The 25,448-nt window shown below is 54.2% G+C and carries 26 protein-coding genes, 1 tRNA gene and 1 other annotated feature; of the genes, 14 read left to right on the top strand and 13 right to left on the bottom strand.

The genetic code is table 11. From position 1 onward, the window contains the following. Positions 1-76: 76 nt before the first annotated feature. The 4 genes from gndA to ugd all read left to right on the top strand — a co-directional run bounded on the left by gndA (position 77) and on the right by ugd (position 4,939). The gene (gene gndA / locus ABR39_RS07785) at positions 77-1,483 is read left to right on the top strand and encodes an NADP-dependent phosphogluconate dehydrogenase (RefSeq protein ID WP_047346470.1); all 1,407 of its coding nucleotides are present in this window, start codon (positions 77-79) and stop codon (positions 1,481-1,483) included. Positions 1,484-1,577: 94 nt separating this feature from the next. Further along, positions 1,578-2,663: a dTDP-glucose 4,6-dehydratase gene (gene rfbB, locus ABR39_RS07780; protein WP_047346469.1), complete on the top strand. Its 1,086-nt coding sequence runs from the start codon at positions 1,578-1,580 to the stop codon at positions 2,661-2,663. Continuing rightward, positions 2,663-3,544 carry a glucose-1-phosphate thymidylyltransferase RfbA gene (rfbA, locus tag ABR39_RS07775; protein ID WP_047346468.1) on the top strand — a complete coding sequence of 294 codons (882 nt, stop codon included), beginning with the start codon at positions 2,663-2,665 and terminating at the stop codon, positions 3,542-3,544. Before rfbB ends, rfbA begins: the two co-directional genes overlap by 1 nt. A gap of 228 nt (positions 3,545-3,772) precedes the next feature. Next, entirely contained in the window at positions 3,773-4,939 is a 1,167-nt protein-coding gene (gene ugd, locus ABR39_RS07770; RefSeq protein ID WP_047346467.1) for a UDP-glucose 6-dehydrogenase, read from the top strand. Between the two features lie 52 nt (positions 4,940-4,991). Here the strand turns inward: ugd and ABR39_RS07765 are convergent, their stop codons facing one another. Beyond that, positions 4,992-5,996, bottom strand: a complete 1,005-nt coding sequence (locus tag ABR39_RS07765) for an NAD-dependent epimerase (protein WP_047346466.1) — start codon at positions 5,994-5,996, stop codon at positions 4,992-4,994. Between the two features lie 193 nt (positions 5,997-6,189). Here ABR39_RS07765 and wzzB point away from each other — a divergent pair, with 193 nt between their 5' ends. Continuing rightward, positions 6,190-7,170: an LPS O-antigen chain length determinant protein WzzB gene (wzzB, locus tag ABR39_RS07760; RefSeq protein WP_047346465.1), complete on the top strand. Its 981-nt coding sequence runs from the start codon at positions 6,190-6,192 to the stop codon at positions 7,168-7,170. Between the two features lie 41 nt (positions 7,171-7,211). Here wzzB and hisIE read toward each other — a convergent pair whose 3' ends face one another. The 9 genes from hisIE to hisL all read right to left on the bottom strand — a co-directional run bounded on the left by hisIE (position 7,212) and on the right by hisL (position 14,428). Next, positions 7,212-7,823: a bifunctional phosphoribosyl-AMP cyclohydrolase/phosphoribosyl-ATP diphosphatase HisIE gene (gene hisIE / locus ABR39_RS07755; protein ID WP_047346464.1), complete on the bottom strand. Its 612-nt coding sequence runs from the start codon at positions 7,821-7,823 to the stop codon at positions 7,212-7,214. After that, positions 7,817-8,593, bottom strand: coding sequence for an imidazole glycerol phosphate synthase subunit HisF (gene hisF, locus ABR39_RS07750; protein ID WP_047346463.1), 777 nt, complete (start codon positions 8,591-8,593; stop codon positions 7,817-7,819). The genes hisIE and hisF overlap by 7 nt, the downstream gene beginning before the upstream one ends. Continuing rightward, positions 8,575-9,312: a 1-(5-phosphoribosyl)-5-[(5-phosphoribosylamino)methylideneamino]imidazole-4-carboxamide isomerase gene (hisA, locus tag ABR39_RS07745; RefSeq protein ID WP_047346462.1), complete on the bottom strand. Its 738-nt coding sequence runs from the start codon at positions 9,310-9,312 to the stop codon at positions 8,575-8,577. Before hisA ends, hisF begins: the two co-directional genes overlap by 19 nt. Beyond that, complete coding sequence (gene hisH, locus ABR39_RS07740) at positions 9,312-9,902, bottom strand: imidazole glycerol phosphate synthase subunit HisH (protein WP_047346461.1); 591 nt, start codon at positions 9,900-9,902, stop codon at positions 9,312-9,314. Before hisH ends, hisA begins: the two co-directional genes overlap by 1 nt. Continuing rightward, positions 9,902-10,969 (bottom strand): bifunctional histidinol-phosphatase/imidazoleglycerol-phosphate dehydratase HisB, encoded by a 1,068-nt coding sequence (hisB, locus tag ABR39_RS07735; protein WP_047346460.1) that lies wholly within the window; start codon positions 10,967-10,969, stop codon positions 9,902-9,904. Before hisB ends, hisH begins: the two co-directional genes overlap by 1 nt. Further along, positions 10,966-12,027 carry a histidinol-phosphate transaminase gene (gene hisC / locus ABR39_RS07730; RefSeq protein ID WP_047346459.1) on the bottom strand — a complete coding sequence of 354 codons (1,062 nt, stop codon included), beginning with the start codon at positions 12,025-12,027 and terminating at the stop codon, positions 10,966-10,968. Before hisC ends, hisB begins: the two co-directional genes overlap by 4 nt. Then, a complete protein-coding gene (gene hisD / locus ABR39_RS07725) occupies positions 12,024-13,328 on the bottom strand; it encodes a histidinol dehydrogenase (protein ID WP_047346458.1) in 1,305 nt (434 codons plus the stop codon). Before hisD ends, hisC begins: the two co-directional genes overlap by 4 nt. 5 nt (positions 13,329-13,333) lie before the next feature. After that, positions 13,334-14,233 carry an ATP phosphoribosyltransferase gene (gene hisG / locus ABR39_RS07720; RefSeq protein WP_000886595.1) on the bottom strand — a complete coding sequence of 300 codons (900 nt, stop codon included), beginning with the start codon at positions 14,231-14,233 and terminating at the stop codon, positions 13,334-13,336. A gap of 45 nt (positions 14,234-14,278) precedes the next feature. Continuing rightward, positions 14,279-14,402 (bottom strand) — a sequence feature (His leader region). Continuing rightward, positions 14,378-14,428: a his operon leader peptide gene (gene hisL / locus ABR39_RS25605; RefSeq protein ID WP_001364200.1), complete on the bottom strand. Its 51-nt coding sequence runs from the start codon at positions 14,426-14,428 to the stop codon at positions 14,378-14,380. (Overlaps the previous feature by 25 nt.) A 175-nt stretch (positions 14,429-14,603) precedes the next feature. On the opposite strand from hisL, the gene ABR39_RS07715 reads away from it, so the two are divergent. The 4 genes from ABR39_RS07715 to plaP all read left to right on the top strand — a co-directional run bounded on the left by ABR39_RS07715 (position 14,604) and on the right by plaP (position 18,029). Beyond that, the gene (locus ABR39_RS07715) at positions 14,604-15,428 is read left to right on the top strand and encodes an SDR family oxidoreductase (protein WP_047346457.1); all 825 of its coding nucleotides are present in this window, start codon (positions 14,604-14,606) and stop codon (positions 15,426-15,428) included. Between the two features lie 41 nt (positions 15,429-15,469). Continuing rightward, complete coding sequence (locus ABR39_RS07710) at positions 15,470-16,399, top strand: LysR substrate-binding domain-containing protein (RefSeq protein ID WP_047346456.1); 930 nt, start codon at positions 15,470-15,472, stop codon at positions 16,397-16,399. Between the two features lie 219 nt (positions 16,400-16,618). Further along, entirely contained in the window at positions 16,619-16,681 is a 63-nt protein-coding gene (yoeI, locus tag ABR39_RS25600) for a membrane protein YoeI (protein ID WP_099458931.1), read from the top strand. Then, positions 16,671-18,029: a putrescine/proton symporter PlaP gene (gene plaP, locus ABR39_RS07705; protein ID WP_047346455.1), complete on the top strand. Its 1,359-nt coding sequence runs from the start codon at positions 16,671-16,673 to the stop codon at positions 18,027-18,029. Before yoeI ends, plaP begins: the two co-directional genes overlap by 11 nt. A 99-nt stretch (positions 18,030-18,128) precedes the next feature. Here the strand turns inward: plaP and sbcB are convergent, their stop codons facing one another. After that, the gene (gene sbcB, locus ABR39_RS07700; RefSeq protein ID WP_430748972.1) at positions 18,129-19,565 is read right to left on the bottom strand and encodes an exodeoxyribonuclease I; all 1,437 of its coding nucleotides are present in this window, start codon (positions 19,563-19,565) and stop codon (positions 18,129-18,131) included. A 198-nt stretch (positions 19,566-19,763) separates the two neighbouring features. Between sbcB and dacD the strand changes: the two genes are divergently transcribed. From dacD to ABR39_RS07680, 4 genes are all read left to right on the top strand, one after another. Beyond that, on the top strand, positions 19,764-20,930 hold the full coding sequence (gene dacD / locus ABR39_RS07695; protein ID WP_047346453.1) for a serine-type D-Ala-D-Ala carboxypeptidase DacD: 1,167 nt from the start codon (positions 19,764-19,766) through the stop codon (positions 20,928-20,930). Between the two features lie 119 nt (positions 20,931-21,049). Continuing rightward, positions 21,050-21,523, top strand: coding sequence for a DNA gyrase inhibitor SbmC (sbmC, locus tag ABR39_RS07690; RefSeq protein WP_047346452.1), 474 nt, complete (start codon positions 21,050-21,052; stop codon positions 21,521-21,523). Between the two features lie 92 nt (positions 21,524-21,615). Further along, on the top strand, positions 21,616-22,674 hold the full coding sequence (locus ABR39_RS07685) for an FUSC family protein (RefSeq protein ID WP_047346451.1): 1,059 nt from the start codon (positions 21,616-21,618) through the stop codon (positions 22,672-22,674). A 158-nt stretch (positions 22,675-22,832) separates the two neighbouring features. After that, complete coding sequence (locus tag ABR39_RS07680; protein ID WP_008499467.1) at positions 22,833-23,168, top strand: DUF496 family protein; 336 nt, start codon at positions 22,833-22,835, stop codon at positions 23,166-23,168. Between the two features lie 47 nt (positions 23,169-23,215). On the opposite strand, the gene ABR39_RS07675 is transcribed toward ABR39_RS07680, so the two are convergent. Both ABR39_RS07675 and ABR39_RS07670 read right to left on the bottom strand, forming a co-directional pair. Further along, positions 23,216-23,551, bottom strand: a complete 336-nt coding sequence (locus ABR39_RS07675) for a gamma-glutamylcyclotransferase family protein (protein ID WP_047346450.1) — start codon at positions 23,549-23,551, stop codon at positions 23,216-23,218. 53 nt (positions 23,552-23,604) lie between these two features. After that, positions 23,605-23,680, bottom strand: a tRNA-Asn gene (locus ABR39_RS07670). Positions 23,681-23,871: 191 nt separating this feature from the next. Here ABR39_RS07670 and emmdR point away from each other — a divergent pair. After that, positions 23,872-25,296 carry a multidrug efflux MATE transporter EmmdR gene (emmdR, locus tag ABR39_RS07665; RefSeq protein ID WP_240477061.1) on the top strand — a complete coding sequence of 475 codons (1,425 nt, stop codon included), beginning with the start codon at positions 23,872-23,874 and terminating at the stop codon, positions 25,294-25,296. Positions 25,297-25,448 lie beyond the last annotated feature (152 nt).

The raw sequence follows: 25,448 nt of genomic DNA, 5'->3' as shown, positions 1-25,448 counted from the left end.
CCTATACTGAGTTAACATCTAAGCCACATTCAAGCCGCGCAGTTGTCGCGGCGACCACACCTGACAGGAGTATGTAATGTCCAAGCAACAGATCGGCGTTGTCGGTATGGCAGTGATGGGGCGCAACCTGGCGCTCAACATCGAAAGCCGTGGTTATACCGTCTCCGTTTTCAACCGCTCCCGTGAAAAAACTGAAGAAGTGATTGCCGAAAACCCAGGCAAGAAACTGGTTCCTTTCTATACGGTTAAAGAGTTCGTTGAGTCCCTGGAAACGCCTCGTCGTATCCTGTTAATGGTGAAAGCGGGCGCAGGTACAGATGCAGCAATCGACTCCCTGAAACCTTATCTGGATAAAGGCGACATCATCATTGATGGCGGCAATACCTTCTTCCAGGACACCATCCGTCGTAACCGTGAACTGTCTGCCGAAGGCTTCAACTTCATCGGTACCGGTGTATCCGGTGGTGAGGAAGGTGCTCTGAAAGGCCCATCCATTATGCCTGGTGGCCAGAAAGAAGCGTACGAACTGGTCGCACCTATCCTGACCAAAATTGCAGCCGTTGCTGAAGATGGCGAGCCGTGCGTAACCTATATTGGTGCGGATGGCGCAGGTCACTATGTGAAGATGGTTCACAACGGCATCGAATACGGTGACATGCAGCTGATCGCAGAAGCCTATTCTCTGCTGAAGGGCGGCCTCAACCTCTCCAACGAAGAACTTGCTGAGACCTTTAGCGAGTGGAACAAAGGCGAGCTGAACAGCTACCTGATCGACATCACCAAAGATATCTTCACCAAGAAAGATGGAGACGGTAAATACCTGGTTGATGTGATTCTGGATGAAGCAGCAAACAAGGGTACCGGTAAATGGACCAGCCAGAGCTCTCTGGATCTGGGCGAACCGTTGTCTCTGATTACTGAATCCGTATTCGCTCGCTACATCTCTTCTCTGAAAGAGCAGCGCGTTGCGGCATCCAAAGTGCTGTCTGGCCCGCAGGCCAAACCAGCAGGCGACAAAGCTGAGTTCGTTGAGAAAGTACGCCGTGCACTGTACCTAGGTAAAATCGTTTCTTACGCACAGGGCTTCTCTCAGCTGCGTGCTGCTTCAGACGAAAATAACTGGGATCTGAACTACGGTGAAATCGCTAAGATTTTCCGTGCGGGCTGCATCATTCGCGCCCAGTTCCTGCAGAAAATCACCGATGCCTACGCTGAAAATGCGGGCATTGCGAACCTGCTGCTGGCTCCGTACTTCAAGAAAATCGCGGACGAATATCAGCAGGCGCTGCGTGACGTGGTTGCCTACGCTGTGCAGAACGGTATTCCGGTTCCAACCTTCTCCGCTGCAGTGGCCTATTACGACAGCTACCGTGCTGCCGTTCTGCCTGCCAACCTGATCCAGGCGCAGCGTGACTTTTTCGGTGCGCATACCTACAAACGCACTGATAAAGAAGGTGTGTTCCACACCGAATGGCTCGATTAATCTGATTTAGTTGTTGCCATTCCATCAAGCCCGGTAGCGATACCGGGTTTTTTTATCCCGCCCAATCCACTCACTTTTTAACGGAATAGATTGCGTGAAAATTCTTGTTACTGGCGGAGCCGGTTTTATCGGCTCCGCAGTTATCCGACACATTATTAGCAATACTCGGGATAGCGTTGTTAACGTTGATAAACTGACCTATGCCGGTAACCTGGAATCATTGCGCGAAGTCAGCGATAACGCACGTTACGTATTCGAACATGCTGACATATGCGACAAAGCGGCCATGGAGCGCATTTTTGCCACTCATCAGCCGGATGCAGTAATGCACCTGGCGGCAGAAAGCCATGTCGATCGTTCTATTACCGGGCCGGCGGCGTTCATTGAAACCAATATTGTCGGTACTTACGTCCTGCTGGAAACCTGCCGCGCTTACTGGACATCACTGGATGATGCTGCAAAAGCAGCATTCCGTTTTCATCATATATCGACTGATGAAGTTTATGGTGATTTACCGCATCCTGATGAGCAAGCTGTTTCCACGCCATTACCGCTTTTCACAGAAACAACCTCATACGCACCGAGTAGCCCGTATTCCGCCTCTAAAGCGTCCAGCGATCATTTAGTCCGGGCGTGGGTCCGTACTTACGGCCTGCCGGCAATAGTGACTAACTGCTCAAACAATTATGGGCCTTTCCACTTCCCGGAAAAACTTATCCCGCTTGTCATTCTTAATGCCATTGAGAACAAGCCTTTACCGATTTACGGGAAGGGCGATCAAATACGCGACTGGCTGTACGTGGAAGATCACGCCCGCGCGCTTTATACCGTTCTGACAACAGGCAAACCCGGCGAAACGTATAATATCGGTGGTCACAACGAGAAGAAAAATATTGAGGTTGTACACACCATTTGCGACTTGCTGGATGAAATCGTTCCGAAAGAAAAATCATATCGCGAACAGATAACCTATGTCACAGATCGTCCTGGCCACGACCGCCGTTATGCTATCGATGCGCATAAAATTAGTCGTGAACTGGGCTGGACGCCCAAGGAAACCTTTGAGAGCGGTATACGTAAAACGGTTGAGTGGTATTTAAACAATTCAGAATGGGTTTCTAATGTTAAAAGTGGTGCCTATAAAAGCTGGATTGAACAGAATTATGGGGAGCGCAGGTAATGACAAAGCGTAAAGGTATTATCTTAGCGGGCGGTTCGGGCACTCGACTTTACCCCGTAACAATGGCGGTGAGTAAGCAGCTGTTGCCCATTTATGACAAGCCGATGATCTACTATCCGCTTTCAACGCTGATGCTCGCAGGAATTAAAGATATTCTTATCATCAGCACACCGCAGGATACCCCTCGCTTTGAGCAACTTCTGGGTGATGGCAGTCAGTGGGGGCTGCGCCTCCAATATAAGATACAGCCGAGCCCCGACGGTTTAGCTCAGGCGTTCATCCTTGGCGAAGAGTTTATCGGCGAGGACAACTGTGCTCTGGTTTTAGGGGATAATATTTTTTATGGTCATGATCTCCCCCGATTGCTTGAGGGCGCCGCCAGCCAGGAAGATGGGGCGACCGTATTTGCCTATCATGTCAGCGATCCAGAACGTTACGGCGTGGTTGAGTTCGACAAAGAGGGTACAGCGATAGGTCTTGAAGAAAAACCTCAGCAGCCTAAAAGTAACTACGCCATAACGGGCCTCTATTTTTACGATAACGATGTCATTGAGATGGCGAAGAGCTTAAGCCCTTCAGCGCGGGGCGAACTGGAAATAACCGATATCAACCGGCTTTATATGCAGCAGGGAAGATTATCCGTTGCGATGATGCGACGCGGTTATGCATGGCTGGATACGGGGACGCACCAGAGCATGATTGAGGCAAGTAATTTCATCGCCACTATCGAAGAGCGTCAGGGGTTGAAAGTGTCTTGTCCCGAAGAGATTGCATTTCGCAGAGGCTTTATCGATGCGGAACAACTTCGTGCACTTGCAGAGCCCTTGAAAAAGACCGGCTATGGGCAATACCTGCTAAATCTGACTAAGGGATTAGTCTGATTTGAACCTGCTTGTGATAACGTCTGCTGCATCGTGAAAAAGCGCAATGTTGCTGGAAGAAAGGCGCTTTGAGCGCTGTTCAGGCAACCCTCAGTCAGGGGGAAGTGCGTTTATCCGCCCTGGGATAACCTTGACAGTCAAATAGCGTTAGCGATAAAAAACCACCAGTTAATCATTGTGGTGACTGTTTGAATGTCATCAGAAACTCATACTGAAGAAGCCAAACGAATGAAAATAACCATTTCCGGAACAGGCTATGTTGGCCTTTCAAACGGTATCCTGATTGCGCAGAACCATGAAGTAGTCGCGCTGGATATTGTGCAGGCCAAAGTGGACATGCTTAACCAGAAGAAATCCCCGATTGTCGATAAAGAGATCCAGGAGTATCTGGCGAACAAGCCGCTGAATTTCCGTGCAACCACCGATAAAGATGACGCCTATCGCGATGCGGATTACGTTATCATCGCGACGCCAACGGACTACGATCCAAAAACCAACTACTTCAACACCTCTACGGTGGAAGCGGTGATCAAAGACGTTATCGCGATTAATCCAAAGGCGGTGATGGTTATTAAATCAACTATTCCGGTAGGTTTCACCAGGTCTGTTAAAGAGAAGTTTGGTATTGATAATATCTTCTTCTCGCCAGAATTCCTGCGTGAGGGAAGGGCGCTGTACGATAACCTGCATCCTTCTCGTATCGTTATTGGTGAGCGTTCAGAACGCGCCGAGCGTTTTGCCGCACTGCTTCAGGAAGGTGCTGTTAAGAAAGATATCGCGGTACTGTTTACCGACTCTACGGAAGCGGAAGCGATCAAGCTCTTCGCAAACACCTATCTTGCCATGCGTGTGGCGTACTTTAACGAGCTGGACAGCTATGCAGAAAGCCTCGGCCTGAACACCCGTCAGATCATTGAAGGTGTCTGCCTTGATCCACGTATCGGCAATCACTATAACAATCCATCATTCGGTTACGGCGGTTACTGCCTGCCAAAAGACACTAAGCAGCTGCTGGCCAACTATCAGGCAGTACCGAATAACCTGATTTCAGCCATTGTTGACGCTAACCGCACCCGTAAAGATTTCATCTCTGACTCCATCCTTGCGCGTCAGCCTAAAGTTGTGGGCGTGTATCGTCTGATCATGAAGAGCGGTTCAGATAACTTCCGTGCCTCTTCCATTCAGGGCATCATGAAGCGCATTAAGGCGAAAGGGGTTCAGGTTATTATTTATGAACCAGCGATGCAGGAAGATGAGTTCTTCCACTCCCGCGTGGTTCGCGATCTGGATGCGTTCAAGCAGGAAGCGGACGTGATCATCTCTAACCGCATGGCGGAAGAGCTGGCGGACGTAGCGGATAAAGTCTATACCCGCGATCTGTTCGGAAGTGATTGATTACTCTTAAGGCACGTAAAAAACCCGGCCATGTTGCCGGGTTTTTTTATTTTCAGACCTTATAGAAAGCGCGATACCAGTCGACAAAGTTTTTCACCCCGTCTTTGACCGAGGTCTGCGGTTTAAAGCCAATAACGTCATACAACGCTTTCGTATCCGCGCTGGTCTCCAGTACGTCACCCGGCTGAATCGGCATCATGTTTTTCTCTGCTTCTTTGCCGAGAGCTTCTTCCAGCGCCGTAATGTAATCCATTAGCTCGACCGGAGAGCTGTTACCAATGTTGTAAACACGATAAGGCGCGGAGCTGGTCGCCGGTGAACCGGTCTCTACGGTCCAGTCTGCATCGGCCTGAGGAATAACGTCCTGCAGACGAATAATGGCTTCGGCGATGTCGTCAATGTAAGTGAAGTCACGCTTCATCTTGCCGTAGTTGTAAACGTCGATGCTTTTGCCTTCAATCATCGCTTTGGTGAACTTAAACAGTGCCATATCTGGACGGCCCCATGGACCATACACGGTAAAGAAGCGCAGACCTGTGGTCGGCAGGTTATACAGATGGGAGTAGGTATGCGACATCAGCTCATTGGCTTTTTTGGTCGCCGCATAAAGTGACACCGGGTGGTCTACGGAGTCGTCTGTAGAGAATGGCATCTTGCGGTTCAGACCGTAAACAGAGCTTGATGATGCATACAGCAGGTGTTGCACCTTGTTATGACGACAACCTTCCAGCACATTAAGATGACCCACCAGGTTGGCGTCCGCATAGGCATGCGGGTTTTCAAGAGAGTAGCGTACACCTGCCTGTGCAGCCAGATGGATCACGCGATCAAACTTCTCGCGGGCAAATAACGCCGCCATCCCTTCACGATCGGCTAACTCCAGCTTGTGGAAAGTGAAATTCCCGGATTGGAGCAAGTCCAGACGTGCCAGCTTGAGGTTCACATCATAGTAGTCATTGAGATTATCAATCCCGACGACCTGGTGCCCGGCATCCAACAAGCGTTTGCTGACATGAGAACCGATAAACCCTGCCGCGCCCGTAACCAAAAATTTCATAACTTCCCTCATTAACTTTTCTATCTTGTCGATGCCTGCGGCATCAGAATTGCTATATGATAGCGCGTTGACCGCGAGTTATATAACCCATCTTTCCGATATAACTCATCGGATTCTGATAGAAAAATCGCTGGCAACAGATACACTATGTGAACATGATTATTTTTGCCCTTTTTCATCTGTTAGGGATTGTATGACGCAGAACAACAATACTCCGGTTAATAGCAGTAATGTTCCGGAGCAAATTGATTTACTTGATTTAGCGCTACAGCTGTGGCGTGGAAAGTGGGTAATTGGCGCTTTTGTCGCTGTTTTTATTGTCCTGGCGGGTATTTATATCACTGTAGCAAAAGAGAAATGGACCTCTTCCGCGATCATTGCTCAGCCGGATGCGGCGCAAATTGCCACTTACGCCAATGCACTGAATATCCTGTACGGTAGCGCCGCACCTTCAATGCCGGATATCCAAAACCGGGCCATTAACCGTTTCAATTCCTCATTTTCTGCTTTAGCCCGGGCGCTCGAAAACCAGGAAATATCTGAGAAGCTGACCATCGATACAACAGTTAAGGGCCAACCGCTACCGTTAAGCGTATCCTATACCGGTGAATCTGCGGAAGCTGCTCAAAAACAGCTGGCACAGTACATCCAGCAGGTAGATGAGCAAACGGCGAAGGAGCTTGCTCTCGACCTCAAAGATAACATTAAGCAGCAGATCACCACGCTAAATGACTCTCTGGAAAACCAGGAGAAGGTTGCTCAGGAGCAGAAAGATCTGCGTATCAAGCAGATCACTGAAGCGCTTAAGAACGCTGATGCAGCGAAAATTACCACTCCGCAGATCCAGCAAACTCAGGACGTGACTCAGGAAACGATGTTCTTACTGGGAAGCGAAGCGCTGAAATCGATGATCGATAACGAGGCGTCTCGCCCGCTGGTCTTCTCAGGTGCTTACTATCAGACGAAACAAAACTTACTAGATATTGAGAAGTTGAACGTGAAGCCGGATACCATCCACGTTTATCGTTACGTCATGAAGCCGGATCTCCCTATCCGACGTGATAGCCCGAAAAAGGCCATTGCGTTAATTCTGGCGGTCTTGCTTGGTGGGGTTATCGGTTCTGGTGTGGTACTGGGTCGAAACGCACTGCGAAACTACAAACCTAAAGCCTGATTCACCTCAGATAAAAAAACCGGGGAAATTCCCCGGTTTTTTTATTTATGCCGCTTTCGAAGATTCTCTATCACCGCCGTCAAATCCAGCTCCTGATCCTGCAGCAGCACCAGCAGGTGATACATCAAATCAGACGCTTCATTGGTCAGCTCCTCACGGTCATGCACCGTCGCGGCCAGCGCGGTCTCAACGCCTTCTTCCCCCACCTTCTGCGCAATACGCTTGGTTCCGCTGGCGTACAGCTTCGCGGTATAGGAGCTCTCAGGGTCCGCGGTTTTACGCACTGCCAGCAGCTGTTCCAGTTGGTACAGGAACAACCACTGGTGGCTTGCATCACCGAAACAACTGCTGGTGCCCTTGTGGCAGGTCGGGCCGATGGGGGTTGCCAGTACCAGCAGGGTGTCGTTATCGCAGTCTGGCGTAATGCTCACTACATTCAGGAAATGGCCTGAGGTTTCGCCTTTGGTCCACAGACGCTGTTTCGTGCGCGAGAAAAACGTGACTTTGCCGCTGTCGAGCGTTTTTGCCAGCGCGTCCTGGTTCATATACCCCAGCATCAGCACTTCGCCTGAAACCGCATGCTGCACAACCACCGGCAGTAATCCGTCAGTTTTTTCCCAGTCCAGCTGCGCCTGTTGTTGCTCTGTTAACATACCCTGATCTCCACGCCCTGGCCGGCCAGGTACGTTTTTAACTCACCAATATTAATAATCTGTTTGTGGAACACGGATGCGGCCAGCGCGCCGTCAACGTTCACGTCGCGGAAGGCTTCCAGGAAATGTTCCATGGTGCCCGCGCCGCCGGAGGCGATCAGCGGCACGTGGCAGACCGCACGGACTTTTTTAAGCTGTTCGAGATCGTAACCGTTACGCACGCCGTCCTGGTTCATCATGTTCAACACGATTTCGCCCGCGCCACGCTTCTGCACTTCCTGCACCCAGTCGAGCGTTTCCCACTGCGTCACGCGTGTTCGGCTCTCATCGCCGGTATACTGGTTGACGTGGTACTTGCCCGTTGCGGCGTCATACCAGGTGTCGATCCCAACAACAATACACTGCACGCCAAAACGATCGGCGAGTCGGGTAATGAGCTCCGGGTCGGCCAGGGCAGGGGAGTTGATGGAAATCTTGTCGGCACCAAAGGAGAGAATTTTGGCCGCATCGTCAGCGGATTTGATCCCGCCCGCCACGCAGAAGGGGATATCAATCACTTCCGCCACGCGCGCAACCCAGCTTTTATCAACCACACGGCCGTCGCTGGAGGCGGTGATATCGTAAAACACCAGCTCGTCTGCGCCTTCCTCGGCATAGCGTTTTGCCAGCGGGACGATGTCACCGATGATCTCGTGGTTGCGGAACTGCACGCCTTTCACAACCTGACCATCGCGTACGTCAAGACAAGGGATTATCCGTTTTGCCAGCATTGAATCGCCTCCGTCACAGTAAATTTTCCTTCCAGCAGGGCCCGGCCCACAATCACACCCTGCACGCCCGTTCCGCGCAGCGCGGCGATATCATTCAGATCGCCAATTCCACCCGAAGACTGGAAGGCCACCTGCGGATAACGGGCGCAGACTTCTTCATATAAAGAAACGTTCGAGCCCGCCAGCGTGCCGTCGCGGGAAATATCCGTGCACAGCACGTGCTTCAGGCCGACGGGCAGATACATCTCGACCAGCGCTTCCAGCGTCACGCCGGAGTTTTCCTGCCAGCCGCTGACCGCCACCTGCTTGTTACCCTGTTCATCAATACGCACGTCCAGCGCCAGCACCAGCGCGTCGGCGCCGAAGCGGCGAAACCAGCCTTTGACGGTCTCAGGATCTTTCACCGCGGTTGAACCGACCACCACGCGCGCCACGCCCGCGTCCAGCAGCGCTGCCACGTCATCTTCAGTACGCACGCCACCGCCAACCTGGACGGGCACGTCAACGCCGGCAACCAGTTCTTTAAGCAGGGAGATCTGACGTTTCGCCGGGTCCTTCGCGCCGGTCAAATCCACGAGATGCAGGACCTGCGCGCCCTGCGCGGCGTACTCCTGCAGGCGCGGCAGCGGGTCGTTCCCGTAGTCACGCTGCTGTCCGTAGTCGCCCTGGTGGAGACGAACAACCGTGCCGTCAATTAAATCTAAAGCGGGAATAATCATCACATCTCCAGGAAGTTTTTCAGCAGCTGCGCGCCCGCGGCGCCAGAGCGCTCCGGGTGAAACTGCACGCCGAAGAAGTTGTCTTTCTGCACGGCTGCCGTAAACGCCTCACCGTAATTGCACTGGGCGATCGTATTTGCGTTCACCGGCATGGCGTAGCTGTGCACGAAGTAAAAATACGCGCCGTCTTCAATGCCGCGAAACAGGCGGTCGCCCGCTTTTGCGTAAACGCGGTTCCAGCCCATATGCGGCAGAGGCAGGCCGTGGTCGACCATTTTCGGCACGTCTTCGTCAATAATGCCCAGCAGATCGACGCCGTTACTCTCTTCGCTCCGGCGGCCCAGGATCTGCATGCCCAGGCAAATGCCCAGCACAGGCTGGGTACAGGCTTTGATAAGCTCAACCAGCTCGCGCTCGTGGATCTGAACCATTGCCGCCTGCGCGGTGCCAACGCCCGGCAGGAATAGCTTGTCAGCGCGCAGCACCACGTCTGGGTCGCGGCTGACCACGGGCTCATAGCCGTGGCGCGCGATGGCAGACTTTACGGAGTTCAGGTTGGCGCATCCGGTATCCAGAATCACCACATTCATTACAGCACTCCTTTCGATGAAGGCAGGGCGTCACCTTCCACGCGAATCGCCTGGCGAAGGGTACGGCCGAAGGCCTTGAAGAGACTCTCCACGCGGTGGTGGTCGTTCTTGCCCTTGGTCTTCAGGTGTAGCGTCAGGCCCATGGTGTAGGACAGTGAACGGAAGAAGTGCTCCACCATTTCGGTGCTCAGGTCGCCAACGCGCTGGTAGGTGAAATCGGCTTTATATTCCAGGTGCGGGCGACCCGAGATGTCCATGGCGCAGCGCGCAAGGCATTCGTCCATCGGCAGAACGAAGCCAAAACGGTTAATGCCGCGCTTATCGCCGAGCGCCAGCTTCAGGGCTTCGCCCAGCGCCAGGCCGGTGTCTTCCACGGTGTGGTGATCGTCAATGTACAGGTCGCCTTTCACCGCAATCTCCATGCGGAAACCGCCGTGGGTCGCAATCTGGTCCAGCATATGGTCGAAGAAACCGACGCCGGTGTGGATCTTGCTGCCGCCTTCACGGTCCAGCCAGGCCTTCACGTCTATCTGCGTCTCTTTGGTGTTGCGCTCTACGTGGGAATAGCGGTCACGCTTTGTTAGCTGCTCGCCAATCTTCGCCCAGTTAAGGCTGTTGCGGTCGTAGCGAAGCCCCGCGATGCCCATGTTTTCCGCCAGCGTAATATCGGTGATGCGATCGCCAATGACATAGCTGTTGGTCTTATCCAGCACATCTTCCGCCAGATAATGCTCTACCAGCTTCACCTTCGGCTTACGGCAGTCACACTCATCGGCCGGCATGTGCGGGCAAATCAGCACCTCGTCGAATACAACACCCTGAGAGGTCAGCACCTGCATCATCAGATTATGCGGGCCGTCAAAGTCCGCCTGCGGGAAGCTGTCGGTGCCCAGACCGTCCTGATTGGTGATCATTACCAGCTTAAAGCCGGCCTTTTGCAGCTTGAGCAGCACCGGAATGACGTCTGGTTCAAACGCCAGCTTGTCGAAACGATCGACCTGAAAATCTGCTGGTGGCTCCGAAATAAGGGTGCCGTCACGATCGATGAAAAGGATCTTCTGGGTCATACTTTCTCCGCTTTCAGGGCGTCAATCACGCGCTGGCTCTCTGCACGGGTGCCTACGGTAATACGCAGGCAGCCGCTCAGGGAGGGTTGTTTATTCTGGTCTCGTAAGATAATGCCCTGATCCCACAAAGATTTAAATACGGCACTGGAGGCGGTGAAGCGCACCAGGATGTAGTTCGTTTCAGAGTCAAACACCTGCTCCACGCAAGGAATGTCCTTCAGCGCGGTCACCAGGTACTGACGTTCCACGAGGATTTGCGCCACGCGCTCGCGCATCGCATTAATGCCCTGAGGCGTGAGCGCTTGGGCAGCAATATCAGCGACGGGCGTGGAAAGTGGATATGGAGCGATCACTTTCAGCAGCAGGTCGATGACCTCTTTATCCGCCAGGGTGAATCCACAGCGCAGACCCGCGAGGGCGAAAGCCTTCGACAGCGTGCGCAGCACCACAAGATGCGGATACTCTTCCAGCCAGCCTGCCAGCGTCGCCTGCGGGCAGAACTCGATATAGGCTTCGTCGGCTACCACCAGGGCTTTGCCGCGCGTCATCTCCAGCAGGGTGCGGATATCCTGCGGGTTGATAATCTGCCCGGTCGGATTGTTCGGGCTGCAAACAAACACCACTTTTACGCCTTCGAGATTGTCGGCAATACCCTGAAGATCCAGCTGCCAGTTGTCCAGCGCCTGCACGTTGCGGCACGCCACGCCGAAGGTTTCTGCGCTGACGCTATACATGCCGTAGGTCGGCTGGCAGTACATCACCGCGTCTTTGCCCGGCTCGCAGAAGGCGCGGATCAGCAGCTCAATGCCTTCATCTGCGCCGCGGCTGACCAGCACCTGCTCTGGCTTCACGCCCGCGTACTGCGCGTAGTTTTCGATAACCGCTTTCGGCTGACACTCCGGATAGCGGTTCAGCGTTTGCTGCGACAGCTCAAACTGCACCGCCGTCGGGAATTCATTGGCGTTCAGCCAGACGTCACCGTTACCGCCCAGACGGCGAGCAGACTGGTAAGGCGTCAGGCGACGGACATTTTCGCGGGCTAACTCTTCAATGCTCATGCTTGCTCCTTCAGGGCTGCAACGCGCAGCGTAACGGCATTTTTGTGGGCGGTCAGGCGCTCGGCGGCGGCCAGCGTCTCAATGGTGGACGCCAGCGAGGCAAACCCTTCACGGGAGAGTTCCTGCACGGTCATGCGTTTCTGGAAATCCGCCAGCCCCAGGCTGGAACAGGTAGAGGTGTAGCCATACGTCGGCAGAACGTGGTTGGTGCCGGAGGCGTAATCGCCCGCGGACTCCGGTGACCAGTCGCCGAGGAACACCGAGCCCGCGCTCGTGATGCTGTCAACCAGATCGCGCGCGTTGCGGGTCTGAATAATCAGGTGCTCCGGACCGTACTGGTTAGAGATAGCAATGCACTGCGCCAGATCGCGTGCCACAATCAGGCGGCTGGCCGATAACGCCTGACGTGCCGTTTCGGCGCGGGGCAGGTCGGCAAGCTGGCGCTCGACGGCTTCGCCGACGCGCGTGGCCATATCTGCATCCGGAGTTAGCAGGATCACCTGCGAGTCCGGGCCGTGTTCAGCCTGAGAAAGCAGGTCGGACGCCACGAAATCCGGCGTTGCGCCGCTGTCGGCAATGACCAGCACTTCAGACGGACCGGCAGGCATGTCAATTGCCGCACCGTCCAGACGCTGGCTGACCTGGCGTTTGGCTTCAGTCACGAAGGCGTTGCCCGGGCCAAAAATTTTGTCGACCTTAGGAATGGATTCGGTGCCAAACGCCAGGGCAGAAATCGCCTGCGCGCCGCCCACTTTATAGACCGCCTGCACGCCGCACAGCTTTGCCGCATACAGAATCTCGTCGGCAATCGGTGGCGGTGAGCAAAGCACCACTTTCTGGCACCCGGCGATGCGCGCTGGAGTCGCCAGCATCAATACGGTGGAGAAGAGCGGGGCAGAGCCGCCGGGAATATAGAGGCCGACGGACGCAACCGGGCGCGTCACCTGCTGACAGCGCACGCCAGGCAGGGTCTCGACATCCACGGTCGGCAGCGTTTGCGCGGTGTGGAAGGTATCAATGTTTTTCACCGCGACGGCCATCGCCTGCTTGATGTCGTCACCCAGACGATTGCTGGCATCGATGATTTCCTGCTCGGTCACCCTCAATGCGCCGACGTCCGTCTTATCAAACTTTGCGCTGTACTCACGCAGCGCGTCATCGCCGCGGGCTTTGACGTTATCAAGGATCTCTGCCACGGTGCGTGAAATGCTTTCGGAAGCCGAAATCGCCGGGCGCATCAGCAGCTCGCGCTGTTGCGCTTCGCTACACGTATTCCAGTCGATGATTGTGTTAAAACCCATGGCCGTTACTCCATCATCTTCTCAATTGGCAGCACCAGAATAGAGCTTGCCCCCAGCGCCTTCAGTTTTTCCATGGTTTCCCAGAACAGGGTTTCGCTGCTGACCATGTGCATCGCCACGCGCTGCTGATCGCCCGCCAGCGGCAGGATGGTTGGGCGCTCAGCGCCCGGCAGCAGGGCAATCACTTCATCCAGACGCTCGGTCGGAGCGTGCATCATGATGTATTTGGATTCACGAGCCTGGATCACGCCCTGAATACGGGTCAGGAGTTTATCGATCAGCTGCTGCTTAGCGTCGGCCATCTCGCCATCGCGCTGAATCAGGCACGCTTTGGAGCGGTAGATCACTTCCACTTCGCGCAGGCCGTTCGCTTCCAGCGTGGCGCCGGTCGAGACCAGGTCACAGATGGCGTCCGCGAGACCCGCACGCGGGGCAACTTCAACAGAGCCGTTCAGCAGGCAGGATTTAAACTGCACGCCTTTCTGGTCCAGGTAACGTTTTAACAGGTGAGGGTAGGAGGTAGCGATACGTTTCCCGTTCAGCGCGGCCGGGCCGTCCCAGGCTTCATCAACCGGCGTTGCCAGCGACAGGCGGCAGCCGCCGAAGTCCAGGCGACGCAGGGTGAAATAACGCGGGTCTTCACCCTGAGCGCGGCGGGTCAGCAGCTCTTCTTCCAGCACGTTTTCACCGATGATGCCGAGGTCAACGACGCCATCCATGACCAGGCCTGGAATATCGTCATCACGCACGCGCAGAATATCGATGGGCATGTTTTCAGCCAGAGCAATCAGGCGCTGGGTGTGCAGGTTAATTTTAATCCCGCAGCGGGCCAGCAGTTCGCGTGAATCGTCACTCAAACGGCCTGATTTTTGAATAGCTATGCGTAAACGTGAGTTATCTAACATTCTTTATTCCTCATTAACCTGTTTTAACCTGTCTGAATTTGGTCCAAAAAAAAGCCCCCGGAAGAAGATCTTCCGGGGGCTTTTTCATGCGTTCATGCACCACTGGAAGATCCAAACGTCTTCCAGCACACATCGCCTGAAAGACTAGTCAGGATGATGGTGATGATGGTGGTGTTTAAATTGAACGCGTGTCATATAAATTCTCGATGAATGCTTATTCATTTGATGTCTTTTAACCTAAACCAGTTGTACGACATATTGCAAGGGCTTTTTTTGATCATTAATTCATTTCATATTGATGCTATGAATTGTGTGTTCTGCCGGGCTGGCGTAGCCTTATAAAAGACGAGTGAGAGTCAGGAGAATTCGCATGAAAAAGGTCGCGATTGTCGGTTTAGGATGGCTGGGAATGCCGCTGGCGATGTCATTGGCCGCAAAAGGCTGGCAGGTGACCGGGAGCAAAACCACCGCGGATGGGGTAGAGGCAGCGCGCATGTGCGGTATTGACGGCGTTGAGCTGCGCCTTGAGCCGCAGCTGGTGTGTGATGCTGACGATCTGGACACGCTGATGAACGTCGATGCGCTGGTGATAACCTTACCCGCCCGTCGCAGCGGGCCGGGCGAGTCATTTTACCTGCAGGCGATGCAGGAGATTGTCGACAGCGCGCTGGCGCACCATGTTCCTCGCATTATTTTTACCAGTTCGACATCGGTCTACGGCGAGGTTGAAGGTGTAGTGAAAGAGACGTCCGAGCGCCGTCCCGTTACCGCGAGCGGTCAGGTCCTGAAAGAGCTGGAAGACTGGCTGCATAATCTTCCCGGTACGCAGGTCGATATCGTCCGTCTGGCGGGACTGGTCGGCCCCGGGCGTCATCCGGGACGCTTTTTTGCCGGGAAATCTGCGCCAGACGGCCAGCATGTCGTCAATCTGGTGCATCTTGGCGATGTTATTGGCGCGATCGAACTCCTCTTACAGGCTCCAAAAGGTGGACACATCTATAATATATGTGCACCGTCTCATCCCGCGCGCAGCACGTTTTACCCGCTGATGGCGCGTCAGCTGGGTCTGGCCCCGCCGGTTTTTGGTGAGACAAAGGATGACAGTAAAGGCAAAGTTGTTGATGGCAATCGCATTTGTCATGAGCTGGGGTTTGAGTATCAGTATCCCGATCCGCTGGTGATGCCCATGGAATAAGTCCCGCAGCGGAGACGATCGCGTACCGGAAGGGGGCGAATATGAAACCGCTGCTGGATGTTCTTATTATTCTGGATGCACTGGAAAAAGAGGGGAGCTTTGCGGCTGCGTCGGCAAAGCTCTTTAAAACCCCTTCGGCGCTGAGCTATACCGTTCAAAAACTGGAAAGCGATCTCAATATCCAGATCCTCGATCGCTCCGGGCACCGCGCGCGGTTTACCCGTACCGGGCAAATGCTGCTGGAAAAGGGACGTGAAGTCCTCCATACCGTTCGCGAGCTGGAAAAACAGGCCGTCAAACTCCACCAGGGGTGGGAAAATGAGCTTGTTATTGGCGTGGATGATACCTTTCCGTTTTCTCTCCTGACGCCGCTCATTGAAGCCTTCTATCAACATCACAGCGTGACCCGGCTTATCTTTATCAACGGCGTGCTGGGTGGCTCCTGGGATGCCTTAACCCAGGGCAGGGCGGATATTTTTGTCGGCGCACTCCATGAACCACCCCAGTTGAGCGAGTTTGGCTTTGCCCGTCTGGGCGTGCTGGAGCAGGTGTTCGCTGTGGCACCCCATCATCCGCTGGCCCAGGAGCCAGAGCCCTTAAATCGTCGCGTAATTAAGAGCTACCGCGCGATAGTGGTTGGGGACAGTTCTCGTCCAGAGTGTGCGGTTTCCTCGCAGCTGCTTGATGAGCAGGAAGCCATTACCGTTTTTGACTTTAAAACCAAGCTGGAGCTGCAAATAAGCGGTCTGGGCTGCGGCTATTTACCCCGCTATCTGGCGCAGCGGTTTATTGACAGCGGTGCGCTTGTTGAAAAACAGGTACTTGCTCAAAGCAGTAATGAATCGGTGTGGGTCGGCTGGAATGAACAAACTGCCGGGCTGGCCAGCGCCTGGTGGCGGGACGAAATTTTAGCAAATAGTGCTATCGCCGCCGTTTACTCTCAGCCCGACGTCCAGAAATCAGCCAGTTAGTAAAAAGAAAATTGTCCCGTGCTTTGCAAAGTATTGCCTTTTGTATCCGATGTGGGGCAAAATGCCGGCGCTGCAACCAAATGAATAATCGACGATATAAAAGGCGTCGGTTATTTTTTTTTGCATGTACGAAACGAAACTAAAAACCAAGAGGCCGGGCTTCGTACCGGATAGATATTTACTAAAATCCGACAGTTGTTGTCGCTGAGGAAGAAAGAAATGGGGCAATTTTTCGCTTACGTGGCGGTTATCACCGTAAAGGAGAATAACTATGTCGCATAACGCAACTCCAAACACCTCTCGCGTGGAATTACGTAAAACGCTTACGTTGATTCCGGTTGTTATGATGGGCCTGGCCTATATGCAACCAATGACGCTGTTCGATACATTCGGTATCGTATCAGGCCTCACGGACGGTCATGTGCCGACGGCTTACGCCTTCGCGCTGATTGCGATCCTATTTACCGCGCTCAGCTACGGTAAACTGGTGCGTCGCTATCCGTCTGCCGGTTCCGCCTACACCTATGCCCAGAAATCCATCAGCCCGACAGTTGGCTTTATGGTGGGCTGGTCTTCGCTGCTCGACTACCTGTTCGCACCGATGATCAACATTCTGCTGGCAAAAATTTATTTTGAAGCGCTGGTGCCGTCGATTCCATCCTGGATGTTCGTCGTGGCGCTGGTGGCCTTTATGACTGCCTTTAACCTGCGCAGCATCAAGTCCGTTGCCAACTTTAACTCCGTTATCGTTGTGCTTCAGGTTGTTCTGATTGCCGTTATTCTTGGCATGGTGATCTACGGCGTGTTCCACGGCGAAGGCGCTGGCACCCTGGCGAGCAGCAAGCCGTTCTGGTCAGGTGATGCACACGTGATCCCGATGATTACCGGGGCAACCATTCTCTGCTTCTCCTTTACCGGTTTTGACGGGATCAGCAACCTGTCTGAGGAAACCAAGGATGCAGAGCGCGTAATTCCGCGTGCTATTTTCCTGACGGCGCTGATTGGCGGTCTGATCTTTATTTTCTCGACCTATTTCCTGCAGCTGTACTTCCCGGATATCTCTCGCTTCAAGGATCCGGATGCGTCTCAGCCGGAAATTATGCTCTATGTGGCGGGTAAAGCGTTCCAGGTTGGCGCGCTGATCTTCTCCACCATCACTGTACTGGCGTCCGGTATGGCTGCGCATGCAGGCGTTGCGCGTCTGATGTACGTCATGGGCCGTGATGGCGTATTCCCGAAAAGCTTCTTCGGTTACGTTCACCCAACATGGCGTACCCCGGCGATGAACATCATCCTGGTCGGTGCAATTGCGCTTCTGGCGATTAACTTTGACCTGGTGATGGCAACGGCGCTGATTAACTTCGGTGCGCTGGTGGCGTTCACCTTTGTTAACCTGTCGGTTATCTCTCAGTTCTGGATCCGCGAAAAGCGTAACAAGACGCTGAAAGATCACTTCCAGTATCTGTTCCTGCCGATGTGCGGTGCCCTGACCGTGGGCGCGCTGTGGGTTAACCTGGAAGAGAGCTCTATGGTGCTTGGTCTGATTTGGGCGGCTATCGGCCTGGTTTACCTGGCCTGCGTCACGAAGAGCTTCCGTAACCCGGTACCTCAGTACGAAGACGTCGCGTAATACTGTGTCGGGTGGCGGCTACGCCTTACCCGACCTACAAACCCCGTAGGGGGCAAAAAAAGCCGGAGACATCGCCTCCGGCTTTTTTATACTCATCACTCAGACTATCTCTTGCGCGTACTTGAATAACGCTTTGAGCAGCGCCTGCTTCTCTTCGTTCCCTTCGTATTGACCGTAAAGCATCTCCAGCTCCTGTGCGTAGTTGTGCAGATACTCCGGCGTAAACACGTTGCGACGATGCTGCAGCCAGCGTTCCTGCTCCGCTTCATCCAGCGTGCCGGGGTAATTACGCGCGCGGTAGTTAAATATCAGCTTTTCAATGCGCTTATCGGCGAAAGTGATATCCAGCGCCGGCAGGTTACGCGGCTCGGTTTGCAGAACGATATTCATGGCAGCGCGATCGGCATCGCTGAAGAAACCGTTGTACAGCTGGGCATCCACGTTTTCTGACGGCACGAACGGCTCGGCTTCAGCAAAGATGGCGACCACTTTTTCGCGCACCTGCGGGTTTTCCCGCAGCACTTTCAGATTATCGAGGCAGTGCTGGCGGTTAATGCCCAGCCTGTCGGCATCTTCCGGGCGCAGCGTATTCGCCTGCGCCAGTACCGGGCATTTATTGATATGCACCAGTTTGACCGGCACCGCAGGCAGATCGCCGAGTTCATTTTTCGGGGTGTAAAGCCGCTCGCGCAGGGTATCGCTGTCGAGCTCCAGTAGAGGCGAAATGTCGCCGGCTAAATCCACCATGATGACCGCATTACGGTTGTCCGGATGCCACGCCAGCGGCGCGACCCAGCTGGTATTGCCGCGCCAGGCGCCAAACATACCGGAAATATGCACCAGCGGCTTCATCTGCGGCACATCAATCAGCGTGGTTAATTTCTGCTTGCTGCGATGGCTCAGCAGATACTCAAACAGCCTTGGCTGCGCGCTTTTTACCAGCCTCGCCATGGCAATGGTGGCATAGACGTCGGCCATCGCGTCGTGGGCATTGCTGTGCTCGATGCCGTTGGCGCGCGTCAGGTGCTCCAGCCGGAAGCTCGTCAGCCCTTCCTCATTCTCCGGCCAGTTGATGCCTTCAGGACGCAGGGCATAGCAGGCGCGCATGATGTCGAGTAAATCCCAGCGCGAATTGCGGTTCTGCCAGCTCCAGGCGTAGGGATCGTAGAAGTTGCGATAAAAGATGTTGCGCGTCACTTCGTCATCGAAACGGATGTTGTTGTAACCGACCACGCAGGTATGGGGAACGGTGAACAGGTCGTGGATGCGGCGGGCGAATTCTGCCTCGCTAACGCCTTTTTCCCGCGCTTCCTGCGGCGTGATCCCGGTGACCATGACCGCGCCCGGCTGCGGCAGGTAGTCATCAGCGGGCTTACAGTAGAAGACCTCAGGCTCGCCAATGATGTTGAATTCGTCGTCGGTGCGGATGGCGGCAAATTGCGCCGGTCGGTCCAGCGCCGGGTGAGTGCCAAAGGTTTCGTAGTCGTGGAACAAAAAAGTCGGGCGTGCGGCAGAGTCAGACACCAGTAATACCATCCTGTTAAAAAATGACGTCACTATGGTAAACGATCGCGCGGGTCAGACCGAATAAAAAGCGCCGTTGTGACACAAATTTGCGCGCCAGCTTCAGCGGAAAATCTGCGTCCTGTCACATTTTTTTGCAATTAAGCCAGGTAACGACATCAGAACTCCCGTAAAAAGGTCATCGATTTTTAATGACCTGAGGATATACCGTTGAAACGCCGTCTGTTTATTGCTGTTTCTTTACTCGCTTCGAGTATCTCATCTGCTTTTGCGGCCGAACCACTGGATTTTTCGCCGCAGCCTCCGGCCATTCAGGCGGGCTCCTGGGTGCTGATGGATTACACGACTGGTCAGATCTTAACGGCGGGCAACGAACATCAACAACGCAATCCGGCGAGCCTTACCAAGCTGATGACGGGCTATGTGGTGGATCGGGCCATTGATAGCCATCGCATTACGCCGGATGACATTGTCACTGTAGGACGTGATGCCTGGGCAAAAGGGAACCCGGTTTTTGACGGTTCGTCGCTGATGTTCCTGAAAGAGGGCGATCGCGTTTCCGTGCGCGATCTGAGCCGCGGTCTGATTGTCGATTCCGGTAACGATGCCTGCGTGGCGCTGGCCGATCACGTGGCGGGCGGCCAGCCGCAGTTTGTGAAAATGATGAACGACTACGTGCAAAAGCTGAACCTGCGCGATACGCACTTTGAAACCGTCCACGGCCTCGACGCGCCGGGCCAGCACAGCTCTGCCTATGACCTGGCCGTACTCTCCCGGGCCATCATCCACGGCGAGCCTGAGTTTTACCATATGTACAGCGAAAAGAGCCTCACCTGGAATGGGATCACCCAGCAAAACCGCAACGGCCTGCTGTGGGATAAAACCATGAACGTGGATGGGCTTAAAACGGGGCATACCTCGGGGGCAGGCTTTAACCTGATTGCGTCCGCCGTTGACGGCCAGCGTCGCTTGATTGCGGTGGTAATGGGAGCGGACAGCCCGAAAGGGCGCGAGGACCAGGCCCGGAAACTGCTGCACTGGGGGCAGCAGAATTTCGATACGGTGCAGATCCTGCACAACGGTAAAAAAGTGGGGACCGAGCGTATCTGGTACGGCGATAAGGAGCAGGTGAAGCTGGGTACCGACCAGGACTTCTGGCTGGCCCTGCCGAAAGCGGAAGTGCCGAATATCAAAGCCAAATACGTGCTGGATAAAAAAGAGCTGGAAGCGCCAATTGCCGCGCATCAGCGGGTCGGGGAGATCCAGCTCTATGACCGCGACAAGGTGGTAGCCCACTGGCCGCTGGTGACGCTGGAAGCCGTTGATAAAGGCGGCCTGTTCTCCCGCATGAGCGATTATCTGCACCACACGCTTTAACTGCTGCTGAGCAGACTGGCAGGGTTGCGAGTCTGCTCACATAATAAACACTTCACGTTTGCCGATCGGCCAGAATCCGCTTTATAGTGTATAAATATACAGTAATAAATGGAGGCAGCATGGACTACAGCATTAAGCAGCAACAGAAACGTAAAATTGCCGGTTTTCATTTGGTCGGACCGTGGGAACAAACGGTAAAACAGGGCTTTGAACAGCTGGTGATGTGGGTCGACGGGCGTCACATTGAGCCGCTGGAGTGGGTTGCGGTCTACTACGATAACCCGGATGAGGTCCCGGCAGAAAAACTGCGCTGCGATACGGCCGTCACGGTACCGGACGATTTCGTTATCCCGGAAAACAGCGAAGGCGTCATGATGACGGAAATCGCGGCCGGTGATTATGCCGTAGCGACGGCGCGCGTGGAAAACTACGACTTCGCCACGCCGTGGTATCAGTTCTTTAATTCCCTCCTGCAGGACAATAAATACCAGATGGCGCTTAAACCCTGCTTCGAGCGCTATCTCAATGACGGTAATGCGGACGGCTACTGGGATATCGAAATGTTTATCGCAGTAGAGCACAAAGCGGTTTAAGCCTGCTAAATGAAGGGTTTTTCAGCCGGGAGCGATCCGCCCGGCTGAAAACACAGTACAATTGTGATTTGCCGTGTAGCTGGAGAGCGGGTGTGCGTCCCGACAAATCATTAACCCCTTTTGAAATTCGCTTGTACAAACACTACCGCGTGGTGCATGGATGTCGCATCGCGCTGGCGTTCGTGTTGACGTTTGTCCTGGTCCGCTTGCTGGATGTTCCGGAAGGGACGTGGCCGCTGATCACGCTGGTGGTGGTGATGGGGCCCATCTCGTTTTGGGGAAACGTTGTCCCGCGCGCCTTCGAGCGAATTGGCGGGACCGTTTTAGGCTCTGCACTTGGGCTTATCGCCCTGAAGCTGGAGCTTATCTCGTTTCCGGTTATGCTGGCATGGTGCGGTGCCGCCATGTTCCTGTGCGGCTGGCTGGCATTGGGCAAAAGACCGTATCAGGCGCTGCTGATCGGGATTACTCTCGCGGTGGTGGTTGGTGCGCCCGCCGGAGATATGACCACCGCGCTGTGGCGAAGCGGGGATGTCATTCTGGGGTCACTGCTGGCTATGCTCTTTACCGGTATCTGGCCGCAGCGCGCTTTTCTGCACTGGCGCATTCAGATGGCCAACTACGTCACCGCGTTTAACCGCGTCTATCAGGCCGGTTTTTCCCCCAACCTGGTTGAGCGTCCCCGGCTGGAAAAGCATCTGCAAACGATCCTCAACGACGTGGTCAAAATGCGCGGCCTGATCACGCCCGCCAGCAAAGAAACCCATATTCAGAAAGCGATTTTCGAAGCCATCCAGACGGTAAGCCGCAACCTGGTCTGCATGCTTGAACTGCAAATCAACGCGCACTGGGCCTCGCGCCCCAGCCATCTGCTGATGCTTAACGCGCAGACCCTCAAAGAGACCCAGCAGATGACGCAGCAAACGTTGTTGACCATCGCCCATGCGCTCTATGAAGGTAACCCGCAGCCGATACTGGCGAACAGCGAGCGGCTGAATGAGATCGTTGCGGAGCTGAAGCAGTTAATCAATGAACGTCAGAGCGATAACGTGGCAGAAACGCCTATTCACGGCTATGTCTGGCTGAGTATGGAACTGGCGCGTCAGCTTGAGCTGCTATCGCATCTTATTTGCCGGGCGCTGCGCAAATAAAAGGCGTATGTGACGCCTGCTGCTTCGATTCAGCAGCAATTGGGGTTATGATAGCTTTAAACGATATACTCATTGTCATTCGCAGCCGCTGTCAGTAAGGTTATTGTTACAACGGTTGCCTTAACGAATCCGAATCTCACATTATCAGGGGTGTAAAAATGGAAACTACCAAGCCTTCGTTCCAGGATGTTCTGGAATTCGTCCGCCTGTTCCGCCGCAAAAATAAACTGCAGCGTGAAATCCAGGACGTTGAGAAGAAGATCCGTGACAACCAGAAGCGTGTTCTGCTGCTCGACAACCTGAGCGACTACATCAAGCCAGGTATGAGCGTTGAAGCTATTCAGGGCATCATCGCCAGCATGAAGAGCGACTATGAAGACCGCGTTGATGACTACATCATCAAAAACGCTGAGCTGTCCAAAGAGCGTCGTGACATCTCTAAGAAGCTGAAAGTGATGGGCGAAATCAAGAACGGCGAAGCAAAAAGCGAATAATCGCAGCGAATAGTGAAAAAGGCTCTCTGGTGACAGAGAGCCTTTTTTTATGATTCAGAACGCGGCTGTAGCTGATAAATCCAGGCATTAACCTGTTTGCCTTCGAGGGTGGTTACCGTGACCTCAACCCGATCGTAGCCGTCTTCAAATTCATCCAGCATTTGCCAGTGTGCGGCAAGGTTATCCGAGATAAACAGATAGCCTTCAACGCGGGGTCCGTCAGGGTGGAGCACAATCCCCGGGAAGTCTGCCGCAGCACCCCAACCTCGCTCGTAAAACGTGCCGGATACGAAGCCAGCCAACCATTCACCGCCAATGTTTTCAAGAATATGCGCATTAGAGTGGCCCGGACGCAGCGTGCCGTAGACAAACAGAGCGTTCATTTTCCCTCACCCGCAAAGCAAAAAGCCTGCTTTAAAAGCAGGCTTTTTAAATTTGGCTCCTCTGACTGGACTCGAACCAGTGACATACGGATTAACAGTCCGCCGTTCTACCGACTGAACTACAGAGGAATCGTTGTGGAGGCTTATCTTAGCGGCGAAAAAAGTTTTGTCAAACCTGATCTTAGAGAAAATCGACCGATTGCTGATTCTGTCGTCAGTTTGTTGTAAATCCACACATCTTTTTCTGGAAAATACTTTGCAGGATGAGCATTTGTCCCCCATCATTTGAAATGTAGTTTCAACTTTTCTCTCTAAGGTCCATTTTGAACGTCACTGCCTCCTTACGCCAGGCGATAACGCGCACGCCATGGTATGCAAAACGTAAAAGCTATCGTGTTCTGTTCTGGCGTGAAATCACCCCTCTTGCTGTGCCTATCTTTCTGGAAAATACCTGCGTTCTGCTGATGGGGGTCCTGAGCACCTTCCTGGTGAGCTGGCTGGGGAAAGAGGCGATGGCTGGGGTCGGGCTGGCGGACAGCTTTAACATGGTGGTGATCTCGTTCTTTGCCGCCATAGACCTCGGAACGACGGTGGTGGTGGCCTTTAGCCTCGGCAAGCTTGACCCCAAGCGCGCGCGCGAGGCGGCCCGTCAGTCGCTGATGATCATGACCATTTTTTCGATCGTTCTGGCGGCGGTGATCCACTATTTCGGTAAAGAGATTATCGACTTTGTCGCCGGGGAAGCCACGAACGAGGTTAAAGACCTGGCGCTGACCTACCTGGAAATGACCGTCTTAAGCTATCCGGCGGCGGCCATTGCGCTGATTGGTAGCGGCGCGCTGCGCGGGGCAGGCAACACCAAAATCCCGCTGCTGATCAACGGCGGGATGAATATCCTGAATATCATCATCAGCAGCGTGCTGATCTACGGCGTGTTCTCCTGGGAAGGGCTGGGGTTCGTCGGTGCCGGACTGGGGTTAACCATTTCACGCTATATTGGCGCGGTGGCCATCATCGGGGTGCTGATGGCGGGGATCACGCCTTCGCTGCGTCTTACGCTGAAAAGCTATTTCCGCCCCTTTAATTTCGCCATTATCTGGGAAGTGATGGGGATCGGCATTCCCGCGAGCATTGAATCGGTGCTGTTTAACGGCGGGAAGCTACTCACGCAGATGTTTGTCGCCGGGATGGGGACTGACGTCATCGCCGGTAACTTTATCGCCTTTTCGATCGCCTCGCTGATTAACCTGCCGGGTAACGCGCTGGGTTCGGCTTCGACCATCATCACGGGTAAACGGCTCGGGAAAGGGCAAATAGGGCAGGCGGAGCGGCAGCTGCGTCACGTGTTCTGGCTGTCGACCATTGGGCTGACCCTGATCGCCTGGGGCACCGCGCCGTTTGCCGGGCTGATGGCCTCGTTCTATACCCATGAAGATGATGTTAAAGAGGTCGTTAAGATCCTCATCTGGCTCAACGCGGCCTTTATGCCCATCTGGGCGGCCTCATGGGTTCTGCCCGCCGGGCTGAAAGGCGCGCGCGATGCCCGCTTTGCGATGTGGGTATCGATGCTCGGCATGTGGGGTTGTCGCGTTATCGCGGGGTATACGCTCGGGGTGATGCTCGGATGGGGCGTTATCGGCGTCTGGCTGGGGATGTTCCTTGACTGGGCCGTGCGGGGCGCGCTGTTCTACTGGCGTATGGTTAGCGGGCGCTGGCTGTGGAAATATCCGCGGAAAAATGCCTGACAATTGCGCGAAATGGAGAATTATTCGGCAAACGATCGGAAATATGCATTCTGCCTTTGACATCATGGGGGAGCATCGATAATATGCGCCCCGTTCACACGATTCCTCTGTAGTTCAGTCGGTAGAACGGCGGACTGTTAATCCGTATGTCA

This window comes from Enterobacter genomosp. O (assembly GCF_001022965.1).
GTDB classification, from domain to species: domain Bacteria; phylum Pseudomonadota; class Gammaproteobacteria; order Enterobacterales; family Enterobacteriaceae; genus Enterobacter; species Enterobacter cloacae_L.
Note: the sequence above shows the minus strand (reverse complement) of the source record. Positions and strands in the feature narration are given on the sequence as shown.